The sequence below is a fragment of the Duodenibacillus massiliensis genome, assembly GCF_900128485.1.
Lineage (GTDB): Bacteria > Pseudomonadota > Gammaproteobacteria > Burkholderiales > Burkholderiaceae_F > Duodenibacillus > Duodenibacillus massiliensis.
The window spans coordinates 144,386-158,898 of the sequence record NZ_LT635861.1; the positions used below are offsets into that span (position 1 = coordinate 144,386).

14 protein-coding genes and 1 tRNA gene are annotated in these 14,513 nt (G+C 57.5%); 11 read left to right on the plus strand and 4 right to left on the minus strand.

The window, feature by feature from the left end:
* Positions 1-44: 44 nt before the first annotated feature.
* From BQ7486_RS08100 to BQ7486_RS08115, 4 genes are all read right to left on the minus strand, one after another.
* Positions 45-119 (minus strand) — tRNA-Gln (locus tag BQ7486_RS08100).
* Positions 120-158: 39 nt separating this feature from the next.
* Positions 159-1,073 (minus strand): 4-(cytidine 5'-diphospho)-2-C-methyl-D-erythritol kinase, encoded by a 915-nt coding sequence (gene ispE, locus BQ7486_RS08105; protein WP_084765836.1) that lies wholly within the window; start codon positions 1,071-1,073, stop codon positions 159-161.
* Positions 1,074-1,076: 3 nt separating this feature from the next.
* On the minus strand, positions 1,077-1,631 hold the full coding sequence (locus BQ7486_RS08110; RefSeq protein WP_074009663.1) for an outer membrane lipoprotein LolB: 555 nt from the start codon (positions 1,629-1,631) through the stop codon (positions 1,077-1,079).
* On the minus strand, positions 1,628-3,337 hold the full coding sequence (locus tag BQ7486_RS08115; RefSeq protein ID WP_162272254.1) for a tetratricopeptide repeat protein: 1,710 nt from the start codon (positions 3,335-3,337) through the stop codon (positions 1,628-1,630). Before BQ7486_RS08115 ends, BQ7486_RS08110 begins: the two co-directional genes overlap by 4 nt.
* A gap of 265 nt (positions 3,338-3,602) precedes the next feature.
* On the opposite strand from BQ7486_RS08115, the gene BQ7486_RS08120 reads away from it, so the two are divergent.
* From BQ7486_RS08120 to BQ7486_RS08170, 11 genes are all read left to right on the plus strand, one after another.
* A complete protein-coding gene (locus BQ7486_RS08120) occupies positions 3,603-4,493 on the plus strand; it encodes a lysophospholipid acyltransferase family protein (protein ID WP_235836773.1) in 891 nt (296 codons plus the stop codon).
* Positions 4,494-4,513: 20 nt separating this feature from the next.
* On the plus strand, positions 4,514-5,389 hold the full coding sequence (gene dapF / locus BQ7486_RS08125; protein ID WP_074009666.1) for a diaminopimelate epimerase: 876 nt from the start codon (positions 4,514-4,516) through the stop codon (positions 5,387-5,389).
* A 23-nt stretch (positions 5,390-5,412) separates the two neighbouring features.
* On the plus strand, positions 5,413-6,621 hold the full coding sequence (locus BQ7486_RS08130; RefSeq protein WP_074009667.1) for a class I SAM-dependent rRNA methyltransferase: 1,209 nt from the start codon (positions 5,413-5,415) through the stop codon (positions 6,619-6,621).
* Positions 6,622-6,767: 146 nt separating this feature from the next.
* Entirely contained in the window at positions 6,768-7,772 is a 1,005-nt protein-coding gene (locus BQ7486_RS08135) for a CobW family GTP-binding protein (protein ID WP_074010097.1), read from the plus strand.
* Positions 7,773-7,994: 222 nt separating this feature from the next.
* A complete protein-coding gene (gene dksA / locus BQ7486_RS08140; protein ID WP_022372379.1) occupies positions 7,995-8,414 on the plus strand; it encodes an RNA polymerase-binding protein DksA in 420 nt (139 codons plus the stop codon).
* 166 nt (positions 8,415-8,580) lie between these two features.
* Positions 8,581-9,141, plus strand: coding sequence for an ATP-dependent protease subunit HslV (gene hslV, locus BQ7486_RS08145; protein WP_022372380.1), 561 nt, complete (start codon positions 8,581-8,583; stop codon positions 9,139-9,141).
* Positions 9,142-9,184: 43 nt separating this feature from the next.
* A complete protein-coding gene (gene hslU, locus BQ7486_RS08150; protein ID WP_074009668.1) occupies positions 9,185-10,531 on the plus strand; it encodes an ATP-dependent protease ATPase subunit HslU in 1,347 nt (448 codons plus the stop codon).
* Positions 10,532-10,696: 165 nt separating this feature from the next.
* A complete protein-coding gene (locus tag BQ7486_RS08155; protein ID WP_074009669.1) occupies positions 10,697-10,936 on the plus strand; it encodes an ATP-binding protein in 240 nt (79 codons plus the stop codon).
* Positions 10,937-12,140: 1,204 nt separating this feature from the next.
* Positions 12,141-12,377, plus strand: coding sequence for a zinc ribbon domain-containing protein (locus tag BQ7486_RS12575; RefSeq protein WP_477174922.1), 237 nt, complete (start codon positions 12,141-12,143; stop codon positions 12,375-12,377).
* Between the two features lie 325 nt (positions 12,378-12,702).
* On the plus strand, positions 12,703-13,617 hold the full coding sequence (argB, locus tag BQ7486_RS08165; protein ID WP_022372383.1) for an acetylglutamate kinase: 915 nt from the start codon (positions 12,703-12,705) through the stop codon (positions 13,615-13,617).
* Positions 13,617-14,378 carry a pyrimidine 5'-nucleotidase gene (locus BQ7486_RS08170; RefSeq protein ID WP_074009671.1) on the plus strand — a complete coding sequence of 254 codons (762 nt, stop codon included), beginning with the start codon at positions 13,617-13,619 and terminating at the stop codon, positions 14,376-14,378. Before argB ends, BQ7486_RS08170 begins: the two co-directional genes overlap by 1 nt.
* Positions 14,379-14,513 lie beyond the last annotated feature (135 nt).

The window sequence follows — 14,513 nt, forward strand, 5'->3', positions numbered from 1 at the left end:
GGAAATTTTCCGGCTTGTCAAGTCTTTTTGGAAAATTTCGAATTTGGCAGGGGGGATAGGATTCGAACCTACGATACACGGAATCAAAATCCGTTGCCTTACCACTTGGCTACCCCCCTGTCAGGAGTCGGCATTTTACAGGTTTTTTGCGGGAAACCTCAAAGCCAGTCATAAAGCGGGTGGCGCGCGAGAACCGAGGCGGTCCATCCGGCGTCGCCCGCTGCGAGGTTTTTGAGGTGCTTGAGAGCGGATTCTTCCGACATTTCCGCGGCAAAAACAGCCGACCCCGATCCCGTCATGCGGGCTCCCGCACCCATGGCAGCGATGAGACGCCTGACGTCGGGGTTGCGCTTTAAGACAACCGCTTCAAGGTCATTGTGCCCGAAAAGGCGGGGCCAGTGGGCTTGGATGTCGGAAGTGAGCGCCTCAACGGACGCAGAGGGCGTATCGCGCTTGAGTTCCGGGTCACCGAAAATCCCGGCCGTGGCCGTGGGAACCGAAGGCATCGCAAGCGCAACGCGCGCCGCGGGCGTCGTAACGGGCGTGAGAATTTCACCGATACCCCGGGCAAAGGCGGTTTGTCCGAACACAAAGAAGGGGACGTCAGCGCCGAGCGTTACGGCAATGGTTATGAGTTCATCGCGCGTGAGCCCCAGGGCAAAGAGGCGGTTAAGCGTGATAAGCGTTGAGGCCGCATCACTTGACCCCCCGCCCATTCCGGCGCCTGAGGGAATACGCTTTGTGACGTGTATTTCAACGTCAAGGTTTTTTCCGGTCTTTTTTTCGAGGGCCCGGGCCGCACGCACACAGAGGTCGGCTTCCCCGGCTTCGGCCATGTCGCCGGTGCGCACCACACCGGAGGCGGCAGCAAGCCGCGTGAAACGCAGGGTGTCCGCAAGCGTTACAAGGCAGAAAAGGGATTCAAGCAGGTGATAGCCGTCAGCGCGCCTGCCGGTGACATGTAAAAAAAGATTGAGTTTGGCAGGCGCCGGAACCGTCACGGTTTCAACGTTGCCGGCCGGAAGAGGTACGGCCGCGAGGGTTTCCGGGCAGACGACAGGGGTGACGGCCATGACTTAATTCTCTTTTTCAACGGTAAGCGCAATGAGAATCGCGCGGCCCGGATCGCTGCGGCGCATTCTTAAAACAGAGACCGCACTGCTTTCGCCCGCCGCAACGTACTGCAGGGTCCAGCCTGCCTGCGTAAAGCGCCCGAGCGTTTCTTTTTCGTGGGGCATACGGGGGCTCGCTTTCCCTTCAAGCCAGTCGGCAAGCACCGCAACCGGGAGCGAAAACCCGAAGGCTTCGCGCATGAGGATCTCTTCATTCGGGGCGGTGAGATCCTCCTGACCGTTACGTTCCACGCGGGCAGAAGTGGGCGTCACGTAAACGCGGCCCAAAACACCGGACAGAGGCGTCATGAGGTCAAGCTCATACGCATCGCCGGACTTCACGAGGCGGTATTTGCCCGCGGCCGTTTCGGTTTTTTTCTGTGTCGTGAGCTTTAAGGAAAAGCGCCCGGAATAAACGCGCGAACCCGGCATCACAAGGCCCGCGCAGCCGGAAATCAAAAGCGGTGCCGCCGCGGCAGCGGCAATCACGGTGCGGCGGGAGTAAGTAACGGCGCTCATTGACGTTCTCCCTTTGCTTTGAGGGTCTGCATCAGGCGCTGCGCCGTGACGTTTTGAGGCGAGGCTTTTAAAACCGCCTCAAGATACTTTACGGCCTCCGTGTGGTTTCCGAGGCGCGCTAAGACTTCCGCAAGGTGCAACGCCACGTCCACGTCCGGATTCATCGAGAGGGCCTGCCTCAAGTACTGTTCGGCTTCCTTGAGTTTGCCCTGGCGGTACCTCAACCACCCCATGGAGTCGACGATGTAGCTGTCTTTGCCTTTGGATAATTCCATGGCTTTTTCAATAAGGGGCGCGGCATCCTTGGTTTTCACGCCGCGCTCAAGCCACATGTAGCCGAGGGCGTTGTAGCCGTTGGCGTCGCCCGGGGCGATTTCGATGTAGTGGGTTAAAAGCGCTTCGGCGCGGGCGCCCTCACCCGCGGCTTCCGCAAGCATCGCGGTGCGGTAGATGACATTGGGTTCGTGCGGCGCCGTTTTAAGGGCCTCATCCGCCGCCTGATAGGCGTCCTTGGTGCGGCCCGCCTTCATGTAAAGGTCGGAGCAGGCGAGGCGAAACTGTGCTTTCTTTCCGTTATCGGCCCGGATTTCCCGCAGCACCCGGCAGGCCTCGTCGGTGCGGTTCATGTCGGCAAGAATTTCGGCCTGCTTCATTTTAGAGGGCAGATATTTGTCGCCTTTTTCGACCTTGGCAAACCACTCGACGGCCTTCATTTTGTCGCCCTGCTGGAGTTTCACCATCGCCAGGCGCGTGTACGCGGCGTCCGGCAGATACCGCTCACCGTTTTCGGCCTTGGCAACCGCCCGCTCACCGTTTTCGGCCTTGGCAACCGCCACCAGGTACTTGTTGTAATAGAGCTCGGCGTCGGTGAAAAGCCCCGCTTCCTCGGCAATCGTGCCCAGCGCAAACATGGTCTGCGGGCTCGTGCCGTCCTTACGGTTGATGATGTCTAATTCGCGCTTGACGTCCTCAACCGTTCCCGTGCGGATGAGGGACTTCGCAAGCGCCGTTCTTACCGTAATGTCGTCGGGGTGGCGCTTTAAGAACTCCGTGAGGCGCCGCGTCGTGGCCGACGGATTGACGCGGTACTCAAAGTCCGCGCCGCTCATCAGAATCTGACTGTCGTCGGGAGCGTAGTCACTCGCCTTGACGGCGTGCTGCGCGGCCCTGCGCTTGTAGCCTGCGGCGTCCGCAGCAGCGGCGAGAAGCAGCTCAATGCGGGCGTTTTTCTTTACGTTGGCGGCAAGCCGCTCAAGGGTGGTGTAAAGCGTTTGGCGGTCAGCCTCGGGCCCCGCGGCATCGTAGATGCGCGCAAGCATCATCGTGGGCTGCTTTGTCTTTTTGAGTTCTGCCGTAAGGCGCTTTTCGGCCGCAGCACGCACGTCCGGCTCTGTGCTTGTAAGGTCCTTGGAGGCAGTGAGAACCACCACGCGGCTGTTTTTGGGATCAAGCGTGTGCCAGAGTTCGAGCGCAATCTGCGCGTTTTCGGTGTTCCCGGTAGCACTCGCGGCGTCATAGGCGCGCCCGGCAAGTTCCGCGTTTTTGAGGCTTTGCGCCGCATTCATAAACTGCCGCCAGGCCTGGGGATAAAGCCCCCGCTGCAACGCGATTTCAGCAGTGAGAACCGAGCGCAGGGCATCAGCCTCAATGTCGCCCGGTTTGTCCGCGGCCCAGGCGGCCGATGCCGCGGCAAGGGCGGTGCTCATTAGGACGGCGGCCACCCTTTTGCGCAGCCTGCGGGCTGCACGGCCGGAAAAGTAAGTAAGAGAAGAAGACATTGTGGACTCGGCGCTTTCCGGTATCGGTTGTCGGACTCGTGTCTTTTGAGTCCGGGCGCATGAGCGCCTCAGACTGTGTGAGGCGCTAACTATACCGCGCAGAGCCTGCGCGCCACAGCGTCTGTTGCAAAACCAAACGATCTCAGCGGCTAAAATGACGGGATTCCTAAGCCACTTTTGCGGAGTCTTCGTTTTGTCGATCACCGATCTGGCGGCCCGGTTCTGGATCGGTGCCGTCAAAAGCCTTGCTCATGTGCCGCTCGGGGCCCGAAAGGTCCTGGCGCGCGTCGTGGCGGCCGTGCTTTGGGTCGGTATTCCCAAACGGCGTCACGTGGCGATGACCAATCTCAGGGTCTGCTTTCCGGATAAGACGGAAGGGGAGCTTCGCGCCATTGCCAAAGCCAATTATGTGCATCTGGCGCGCGCAGCGCTTGACCACGGGGTGCTCTGGAACGGGTCGGCGCAAGCGGTCGGTAAGCTCGTCACCTTTGAAGGGCTTGAGCGGGTGACGGACAAAACCAACCTGCCGCTTATTATCGTGGCACCGCATTTTGTGGGGCTTGATGCCGTGGGCATTGCCTTTAACCTGCATGTGAGAGGCGTGTCGCTTTACCAAAAGCAGCGTAATGCCGCCTGGGATGAGGCGGCTCTCGCAGGCCGCCGGCGCTTTTCCGATCCGGTTTTAATTGCCAAGGGTGAGCACCGCAGGGGGGATCTTTTGGCCGTTGTGCGCGCCATGCGCCAGGGGCTTCCCTTTTACTATCTTCCGGACATGGATTTCGGCGCCCGCGATGCGGTCTTTGTGCCCTTTTTCGGGGAGCCGGCGGCAACGCTTGCGATGTGCGGAAGGCTCGCGCACGCCACAAAAGCCAAAGTCCTTTTCTGCGTGGCGGAGATGACGGAAACGGGCTACACGGCACACATCAGTGAGCCCTGGGAAAACTACCCCACCGGGGACGACGTGACCGACACGCGCCGCATCAACGCCGAACTCGAGCGCTGGATTCTCAAGCTCCCGGATCAGTACCTCTGGACGCACCGGCGCTTTAAAACGCGGCCCGAGGGCGCTAAGCCCCTCTATTAAATATTTTTCGAGACACACGCATGCGTCTTTCCTTTACCAAAATGCAGGGTGCGGGCAACGATTTCATCATGATCAATGCCTGGGATAAGCCCTTTCACGCTACGCCCGCACTCGTGCGCGCGCTCTGTGACCGCCACTTCGGCATCGGCTGCGACCAGATGCTGGTGGTTGAAAAGCCCGAGACAGCTCAGGCGGACTTTAAGTACCGGATCTTTAACTGTGACGGCGGCGAAGTCGAGATGTGCGGTAACGGCGCGCGTTGCTTTGCCGTGTACGTCCGGCATCTGGGTTTGACGGATAAAACCGAAATTGCCTGTGAAACCATGAAGGGCATCATCCGGCCGCGCGTTGAGGCCGACGGCCGCGTGACGGTTGATATGGGTGAGCCCGCGTTTGGGCCCGAGGCCGTGCACTTTAAGTCTGAGGGGTACTCGCACCTCACGCGCGATAAAGACACGCTCTGGCAGGTGAAAACCCCTGAAGGCGACGTCTGGCTTTCGCTCGTTTCGATGGGTAACCCCCACGCCGTGATGGTCTGCGGGGACACTGAAACCGCCTGCGTGGAAACGATCGGAGAAGCGCTTCAGAAGGACGAGGACTTCACGCAGAAAGTCAACGTCGGTTTTTTACAGGCCCTGTCGCGCTCTGAGGCGCGGTTGAGGGTCTACGAGCGCGGCGCCGGAGAAACCCTTGCCTGCGGCACCGGGGCGTGTGCGGCGGCTGTGACGGGGATGCGCCGCGGCATGTTTGATGAGGCCGTGGAAATCACGATGCACGGAGGAAAACTCCGGATTTCCTGGGCCGGTCCCGGGCATCACGTGTATCTCACGGGCCCGGCGGAAGTCGTTTTTGAAGGTACCGTGGAAACGGATAACCTGCCGGTGATGCCGGCCTGATTTTGCGTTGCGGAAAAAAGAAAATGCTGGAAGTCTTTCTGAAAAAAGGGAAGGAAAAAAGCCTTCTGAGACGTCACCCCTGGGTCTACGACACAGCGGTGGGACGCGTGGCCGGCAAACCCGGCGTCGGTGAAACGGTGCGGGTGTTGGCCTCTGATGGCCGATTTCTGGGTTTTGGCGCCTATTCGCCGAGTTCAACCCTGCGCGTGCGCATGTGGGCGTTTGACGAAAAGGCACCGGTTGAGTCGCCCGCCTTTTTTAAGGACAAACTCGCGGCGGCCGTCAGGGCCCGTGAGCCGCTTCTTGCGCGTACCACCGCGCGGCGCCTTGTTTTCGGTGAGGCCGACGGCATTCCGGGTCTTATCGTCGATCAGTACGGCGACTGGGTGGTGACGCAGTTTCAGAGCGCCGGGGCTGAGCTGCACTTAAGGGAAATCGCTGACGACCTGATGGACATCACGGGCGCCAAGGGGGTCTTTGACCGCTCGGACGCCGCCACCCGCAGGCGCGAGGGGCTCACGGTGAGAACCGGGGTTTTGGCAGGAGACGAACCCCCCGAAGTCATTGAAGTCGTTGAAGACGGCGTGAAGTACGGCGTGGACGTGAGAGTCGGGCACAAGACCGGGTTTTACGTCGATCAGCGCGAAAGCCGGCTTGCAGCACAAAAGCTTGCGGCCGCGTTTTTAAAGGAAACCGGCCGCCCGATGCGGGCCCTTAACTGCTTTTGCTACACCGGGGGTTTTTCGCTGGCGCTTGTCAAAGGCGGGGCCGCGCACGTTGTCAGTGTTGACAGCTCCGCCGAGGCCCTGGCCCAGGCCAAACGCAACGCCGAAATGAACGGGTTTAGCGACGACAGGTTAAGCTGGGTCGAAGACGACGTCTTTGAGGCGCTCCGGAAAATGCGCGACGCCGGTGAAACGTTTGATCTTGTGATTCTTGATCCCCCGAAATTTGCCTCAAGCCACTTTCACGTGGAGCGGGCGGCCCGCGCCTATAAGGACATCAACCTTAACGGCCTGAAGCTTTTAAACGCCGGGGGCCACCTCTTTACCTTCTCCTGCTCGGGCGCGATTGACCCGGATCTCTTTCAGATGATTATTGCCGGAGCCGTCATTGATTCCGGCAAGGACGTCTGGGCGCTGGAGCGCTTTGCGGCCGGAGCCGATCACCCGCTTCTGATGACCTATCCCGAAGGGGAGTACTTAAAGGGGCTGCATCTTCTCATGAGATAGCGGTTACAAAAAGGGCGTGCCGCGGCGCTTTACCCGCGGCATAATCCCAGACAACTTTTTTTGGGGGAGAAGTTTTTCCCCCGACGATTTTGACGAAGGACGCCAGCGGGTCATCGCGGCGTCTTTCGCGTCATGAGGACACAGTCATGCAGGAAGATAACCTCGGGCTCGCACCTGAACCTGAAATTCCGGTCACCATTCTGACGGGCTTTCTCGGGGCCGGTAAAACCACGCTTTTAAACCGGATTCTGAGTGAGGATCACAAGTACAAGATCGCCGTCATCGAAAATGAATTCGGTGAAGAGGGGATCGATAACGAGCTTCTCGTGCATAACGGCAAGGAGCAGATCGTTCAGATGAATAACGGCTGCATCTGTTGCACGATCCGCGGAGACCTCTCCCGGATTCTCACGGATCTGAGAATCCGCCGCGACAAGGGCGAAATTGACTTTAATTACGTTGTGATTGAAACAACGGGGGTCGCTAATCCCGGCCCTGTGTGCCAGACATTCTTTATGGACGATGCGGTCGCGTGCTTTTACCGCCTCGACGGCGTCGTGACGATCGTTGATGCCAAGCACGGCATGCAGACCTTGGACGAGCAGCCCGAAGCCAAGGATCAGGTGGGTTTTGCCGACCGCATCTTCATCAGCAAAACCGATCTGGTAAAGCCCGAAGACGTGGAAAAACTCAAGGAGCGCCTGATTGCGATCAATCCGCGCTGCCCCATTGAGCCGGTCAATATGGGAAACCTCCCGGTGGAGAAGGTTCTCAACATCTGCGGCTTTAACATGAATGACGTTTTGGATATTGATCCGACGTTTTTAACGGGCGTGCATCACCATCACCACGATGACGTCTCCGCCTTTGTGTTTGAGTCCGACCGCCCCTTTGATGCACCGCGCTTTGATCAGTACATCCAGAGTCTGGTGGCCGTTTACGGGCAGAATATGCTCCGCTACAAGGGCGTGCTCTACTTCAAGCAGACAGACCGCCGCTGCGTGCTGCAGGGCGTTCATATGGTGTGCTCGGCGGACGTTTTGGGCACTTGGGGCGATAAAAAGCCCGCCAACAAGATCGTCATCATCGGCAAAAACCTGCCGCAGAAGGCGATTTTGGAGGGCTTTGCAACGTGTTTATCAGAGGAATAGATTAGTTTCTCTTTGATTTTTCGCTGAAAACGGCTGAAGTGTGCTATTGTCTGCACCCTTAAAGAAACGGGGAGTTTGGGTCGATTCACGAAAAGCCCTTGCGGGTACCGCGTTTCGAACCTGAAAAGGCTGTCTTCCGGCAGCCTGCAGTTCCCTTGTTTTTACTGAATGCGTCCCGCAGCCGCCGGCTGCGGGTTCCATTGTTTTTTCAAAGATACCGTCATGGCAACGAAGAAACTTTTGACCGAGCAGGAAGTCCTGGCAATGTCCGATAAGGACTACATGAACGACAAGATGCTGGAATTTTTCAAGCATCGGTTAAGCGTCATGGAAAAGGAACTTCAGCACAATGCCGACAAGACGACGGAAAATCTGCGTGCGACGACCGTTGTGCCCGATCCTGCCGACCGTGCCACGATCGAAGAGGAGCACGCGCTGGAACTCAGAACGCGTGACCGTGAACGGAAGCTGCTGAAAAAGGTACAGGCTGCCCTTAAGCGCATCGAAGACGGCGAATACGGCTGGTGCGAAGAAACCGGCGAACCCATCGGTGCGGCGCGGCTTTTGGCGCGTCCGACGGCCACTCTCTCGCTTGAAGCGCAGCAGCGGCGCGAAATCAAGCAGAAGATGTTCGGGGATTAATTGCCTGTTCGAACCGAATTCTGAGGCGCCCGTGCGGGTGCTAAGTTGCAAGGGAAGGTTGCGAGACCTTCCCTTTTTCTTTGAAGTTTCTTAATCTGCGGTGTTTAAAGCGGGCCGCACACTTTTTGACGGTGTCCGCTTCTGATTCACTGCGAACGAAAAAATAATGGAACAGTTTCACGGAACCACAATTCTGTGCGTGCGCCGCAACGGCGTCGCCGCGATGGCGGGCGACGGCCAGGTCACGCTCGGCAACATCGTCTTTAAGGGAACGGCCCGCAAGGTGCGCCGCGTCTATCATGACCGCATCATGGTGGGGTTTGCGGGCGCCACGGCCGACGCCTTTACGCTGGTGGAGCGCTTTGAGGGAAAACTTGAGAAGCACTCCGGGATTCTGATGCGCGCCGCGGTGGAACTGGCCAAGGAATGGCGCACCGACCGGGCCTTAAGGCACCTTGAAGCCATGATGATTGTCGCGGACAAGGACACGACCCTGATTTTGTCGGGTAACGGCGACGTGATTGAACCCGAGCACGGCATTGCCGCGATCGGCTCGGGCGGCGCCTACGCGCAGTCTGCGGCGCGGGCCCTTATGGAACACACCGAGATGAGCGCGGAAGCCATTGCGCGCGCGTCGCTTACGATTGCGGGCGACCTCTGTATCTACACCAATCACAACCTCACGGTGGAAACCGTAGGTGAGGCGCCTGAGGCCAAAAAGGCCTGAGTAAGACCATCCTCTGACGAACGAACAAAAAAACGAAAGATCTATGACCAATGCAATGATGACGCCGCGCGAAATCGTGAGCGAACTCGATAAGTACATCGTCGGACAAAATGATGCCAAGCGCGCTGTGGCGGTGGCCCTGAGAAACCGCTGGCGGCGTTCGCGTGTGGCCGAACCCCTGCACTCGGAAATCACGCCCAAAAACATTCTTATGATCGGGCCCACCGGTGTGGGTAAAACCGAAATTGCCCGGCGCCTTGCCAAACTCACCGATGCCCCGTTTGTAAAGACCGAAGCCACGAAATTTACGGAAGTGGGCTACGTCGGCCGCAACGTCGAATCCATCATCAAGGATCTGATGGAAGCGGGCATGAAACTCATGCGTGAGACGCAGAAGAAAAAAGTGCAGGTGCAGGCAAGAGAAGCGGCGGTTGAGCGGGTGCTTGATCTTCTCGTGCCGCCCGCAACGGCCGTGACCGATGAAAACGGCGCACCTGTGAAGCCCGCCGAGAGCGTGGCCCGCCGGCGTTTCCGCGAGCAGATCCGAAACGGTGAATTGGACGACAAGACCGTGGAAGCCGAGGTGCCTGCCGAGGGTCCCGTCTTTAACGTGCTTGCACCCGACGGAATGGACGACATGGAAAATCAGCTGCAGGGCTTTTTTGAAAAGATGCAGCAGCAAAACCGTGAAAAGCGCCGCATGAGCGTAAAGGAAGTGCTCGACATCTACACCGATGAAGAGTCGGCAAAACTGATTGACAAGGGCGAGACCACCCGCGACGCGATTGCCAATGTGGAAAATAACGGCATTGTCTTTATCGACGAAATCGACAAGATCGCCAAGGGCGCGGAAAACGTATCAGGCGCCGACGTCTCGCGCGAAGGCGTGCAGCGCGACCTCCTGCCTTTGATTGAAGGCACGACCGTGCGCACGAAGTACGGCTGGGTAAAGACTGACCATATTCTCTTTATTGCTTCGGGGGCCTTTCACCTCTCCAAGCCTTCGGATCTCGTGCCGGAACTTCAGGGGCGTCTTCCCGTCCGCGTGGAATTAAAGAGCCTGACGGCCGAAGACTTTGAAAAGATTCTCACGTCGACGGACTGCTCGCTTGTGAAGCAGTACCAGGCGCTTTTAAAGGCCGACGGCGCCGAAGTCACCTTTACCCCGGAAGCGATCCGCTCCATTGCGCGTTACGCCTATGAAGTGAACGAGCGCACCGAAAACATCGGTGCCCGCCGGCTTCACACGGTGATGGAAAAGCTTTTGGAAGACGTAAGCTACGAGGCAGGCAACACCGCCACGGTGACGCTAGAAGTCACCGAAGCCTACGTGGTGGAAAAACTCGGGGAACTCGCGGGCAACGAAGATTTGTCGCGCTACGTGCTTTAAGTTTTATTCGAAGCAGAAAAAGCGGCCGGTTGAGAAGACTCAGGTTTTCCCGGCCGCTTTTTTGTTGTCCGGACAAATCGGCAGACAATGGTCCAAAGCGGCAAAAGCTGAAATCCTTGTTTAAGGTGATTTTGCAGAATTTCTGCAAAATCAGGGGAATTTGTCATGTTGCTTTATTTTTCTGCCGCAAACGACAAGTCTTTCCGGGAGCCGTTTGTGTTTTCCATGGAACCCGCACCCAAACAGAAAGGACTTGACTACAGTGTGTTTTCGGAAAAAGCGGGAAAGGAAACGGTCCGCGGCCTGTGCTCGTCCGTGATTTACGGACCCAACGCCTCAGGTAAGACCAATATCATCGGGGCGCTTGACATTCACAGAATTTCCCGCAGGAAGCCCGGGGCTTGAGCCCCGGGAGGAATGCGGGCTTTCGAAATTTTTTAATCTTGGCCCAAACGCAGCCAAACCATGCACATAGTTTTCGCTTAAGGTATATTCAGCCGCTATGAAATCGCGCACACCGTCCTTTGTCATCGAGCTGGGCCTGAAAATCGGAGAGGATCAAGAAAGTGCACTGGAGACCTACTTCTCCGATGCACGCCAGCTTTTCAATGCTGTTCTTGGAACGGCAAAGAAACGCGTGCGTGCCATGAAAAGCACTGAAGCATGGAAGCTGACGGCCGCGATGCCCAAGGGCAAAGACCGTAACAAGCGGTTTAAGGAAATACAGAAGTCCGCTCGCCTTTCCGAGTATGCCCTGCATGATGTCGTGAAAGAGTACCGTGCCAAGGGCGGCTTTACAAAGCGCATCGGCATCAACGAAGCGCAGAAAATTGCCACACGTGTCTGGCAGGGCATTGAGCGCTGGCTGCTTCATCAGGGCGGTCAGCCGCGGTTTAAGAGTGCTAAACGGGGCTTGCACAGCGTTGAGGGAAAATCAAACAAAACAGGGTTGCGTTGGAAGGCTAAGACGTGGACGCTCGAGGTTCTGGATCTGGTGATAAAGGCTGAAGCCCCGGATGCCTGGCAGAAAGAAGCTCTTCTTTCAGCAACAGATCCGTCCGGCTTTAAGCGTGTCAAATACTGCCGTCTTGTCCGGCGGATGATCCGCGGCCGTATGCGCTACTTTGTTCAGCTCATTGTCGAAGGCGTACCGCCCGTCAAGCACGTTTATGCTCCCAAGGATCTCAAGGTGGCTGTTGACCCGGGCCCGAGGACCATGACGTTTTACAGCCCCGAGTGGCAGCAAAAGATTTTGGTGAGCGCGGGTACTGTCTCTCAGGAAAAGGAGATTGCGCGTCTTTTACGTGCCATGGACCGCTCCCGCAGAGACACGAATCGGGAGTGCTACAACGCGGACGGCACCGTTAAAGCCGCCGGAAAAAAGATTGTCTGGAAGGAATCCAAGACCTATAAGGCAACAAAGGCAAAACTTGCGGATCTGTACCGCCGCCAGGCGCAAACCCGCCGTTGCCTGCACGGCGAAGTGATTAACCAGGTGTTCGGCAGGGCCGGCACCGTCATTGTGGAGAAGAACTCATACAAAGCATTTCAGAGAGCCGGATACGGCAAGAGTTTGGGCAAAAGCGGTATTGCAGGATTGATAACCCGGATGACAAGTAAGGCTGAAAGCGCCGGCTGTTGTGTGGTGAAAGTCAGTCCCCGGAAACTGCGCCCGAGTCAGCACGATCCCGAAACGGGAACGTACCGGAAGAAAGCTCTTTGGGAGAGAAGTCATCAGTTGGGAGATACGGGCTGGTACATGGACCGCGATGTCGCGGCCGCCATGAACCTGTATTTTGCGGATCCCGCCACTGACAGCTACGNGCAAGAAACTTTCGCTTCTTGAGAAGCGAAAGATGTTTTTAACTGAACTGAGAAAGGAGGGCCGCGATTCCTCCCGCGTCTGAAGACGCGGGTTTCCTTGCGGAATTTCTATGAAAGGGCGTTACGACGCTCTGCCCGGAGCTGACTTGAGCCAGGTGCTTCAGAAAGCAGTCGCAGAAGAACCGTAATACGGTGTGATGCCGGCATTTTTGTACGCAATGTTTGCACGGGCGCGGCGGCGCTCTGCTATACAATGCGGGCAATGCAGAAGACAGAGGATTTCGAATCTCGCGCGACCTGCAGTGTCAGTTTTTCCGATCCACCTGTTTTGTGGACACATCTGCGACATGATCCCGGTTGACGCATCTGCTCCGAATACTCAGCTTGTGCCTGCCTTTTTAAAGGCTGAGGTGCTTTCCGAAGCGCTTCCTTATATTCAGCGCTTTCACGGTAAAACCATCGTCATCAAGTACGGCGGCAACGCCATGACGGATCCCAAACTGCAGAAGGCTTTTGCCCGTGACGTGGTTCTTTTGAAGCTTGTCGGCATGAATCCCGTGATCGTGCACGGCGGCGGGCCCCAGATCAACAACGCCTTAAACCGCGTGGGTAAGGTGAGTCAGTTCGTGCAGGGTATGCGCGTTACCGACCCCGAAACGATGGAAGTCGTTGAGTGGGTGCTCTGCGGTCAGGTGCAGGGCGACCTCGTTCAGATGATCAACAGTTACGGCGGTCACGCCGTGGGCTTAAACGGCAAGGACGGGGGCATGATCACCGCGCGGCGTCTGAAGCTTCAGGACACCAACGACCCCAACGTCTACCACGACATCGGTCAGGTCGGGGAAATTCAGTCTGTGAACCCGTCCGTGGTGCAGGCGCTTGAACAGGATCACTTCATTCCCGTGATCAGCCCGATCGGCATGGGTGAGGACGGTCTTGCCTACAACATCAACGCCGACGTGGTGGCAGGGCGCATTGCCGAGACTCTTAAAGCCGAAAAGCTTGTGATGCTCACCAATACCCCGGGTGTCCTAGATCGCGACGGCAATCTTCTTTCCGGCCTTACCGCCTCCGGCATTGATGCGCTCTTTAAGGACGGCACGATCTCGGGCGGGATGCTTCCGAAACTTGCCTCAGCCCTTCAGGCCGCCAAAAACGGCGTGAGAAGCGTGCACATCATCGACGGGCGGGTGAATCACTGTCTGCTTCTTGAAATTCTCACGCCGCAGGGGGTGGGTACCATGATTAACGCGGACAAGTGATGACACCGGATCTGCTGCATTTTGAGGCCCGGCCCCTGCCGCGCACGCCCAAGGTTTGGCTTTTTGACATGGACGACACGCTTTACTGCGCATCAGCCGGCATGTTTGACGCCATTCACTATGAGATGCGGCACTGGATTGCCAAAGCCCTCAGTATCCCGGTACCCGAAGCGCAGGCAAAGCAGGAAGCCTATTGGGCACAGTATGGTGCGACCTTTATCGGGCTGGCCCGTCACGAAGGCATTGATGCTGAAGCCTTTTTAAACGCCGTGCATCACTTTGACGTGGAGGCGCTTGCGAGAACCCGGGTGCCGGCGGCTTATCTGCGGCGCGTTCTTGTGCGCTTGCCCGGCAAAAAGTTTCTGCTCACCAACGGCCCGCGCGACTACGCGCACCGGGTGCTGCGGCACCTTGCGGTTGAGGATGTGTTTTCGGGCGAAATGACTTCAAGCGATATGCATGTGCTCGGACGCTGGCGCTGTAAGCCTGATAAGACATTGCTGGTGAGAGCGGCAGCCATGGCCGGGGTCAAGCCCCGCGACTGTGTGCTTGTTGAAGACAGCCTGAGAAACCTCAGGGCTGCCAAAAGCCTCGGGATGCTCACGGTATGGTGCACGGGTAACGCCGGACGCGGCAGGGCGGTTCAAAAGCCGGTGTGGGTTGACAGCGTGATTTCGACTGCCAAGGACCTGCTGCGCCTGTGTCTGCATAAGCCTGTTGCTGAAGCGCATTTTCCCGTCATCGACGGGCGGTATCATTAATTATTCCGCAACAGCCTGCGTTTTCCGGAGTTTCTGGTCAACTACCCCTGACTGAAGTCAGAGGCTTGGCAACAAGTCTTGGTTGACTAGCCTCAGTCCGTTTTCGGACGGACTCCGTTGGTTGGGAATCCGTTC

Coding starts and splice junctions, on each gene's coding strand:
- ispE (WP_084765836.1), bottom strand. CDS start 1,073: ATGGCCGTCACCCCTGTCGTCTGCCCGGAAACCCTCGCGGCCGTACCT.
- BQ7486_RS08110 (WP_074009663.1), bottom strand. CDS start 1,631: ATGAGCGCCGTTACTTACTCCCGCCGCACCGTGATTGCCGCTGCCGCG.
- BQ7486_RS08115 (WP_162272254.1), bottom strand. CDS start 3,337: ATGAGCACCGCCCTTGCCGCGGCATCGGCCGCCTGGGCCGCGGACAAA.
- dapF (WP_074009666.1), top strand. CDS start 4,514: ATGCGTCTTTCCTTTACCAAAATGCAGGGTGCGGGCAACGATTTCATC.
- BQ7486_RS08130 (WP_074009667.1), top strand. CDS start 5,413: ATGCTGGAAGTCTTTCTGAAAAAAGGGAAGGAAAAAAGCCTTCTGAGA.
- BQ7486_RS08135 (WP_074010097.1), top strand. CDS start 6,768: ATGCAGGAAGATAACCTCGGGCTCGCACCTGAACCTGAAATTCCGGTC.
- dksA (WP_022372379.1), top strand. CDS start 7,995: ATGGCAACGAAGAAACTTTTGACCGAGCAGGAAGTCCTGGCAATGTCC.
- hslV (WP_022372380.1), top strand. CDS start 8,581: ATGGAACAGTTTCACGGAACCACAATTCTGTGCGTGCGCCGCAACGGC.
- hslU (WP_074009668.1), top strand. CDS start 9,185: ATGACCAATGCAATGATGACGCCGCGCGAAATCGTGAGCGAACTCGAT.
- BQ7486_RS08155 (WP_074009669.1), top strand. CDS start 10,697: ATGTTGCTTTATTTTTCTGCCGCAAACGACAAGTCTTTCCGGGAGCCG.
- argB (WP_022372383.1), top strand. CDS start 12,703: ATGATCCCGGTTGACGCATCTGCTCCGAATACTCAGCTTGTGCCTGCC.
- BQ7486_RS08170 (WP_074009671.1), top strand. CDS start 13,617: ATGACACCGGATCTGCTGCATTTTGAGGCCCGGCCCCTGCCGCGCACG.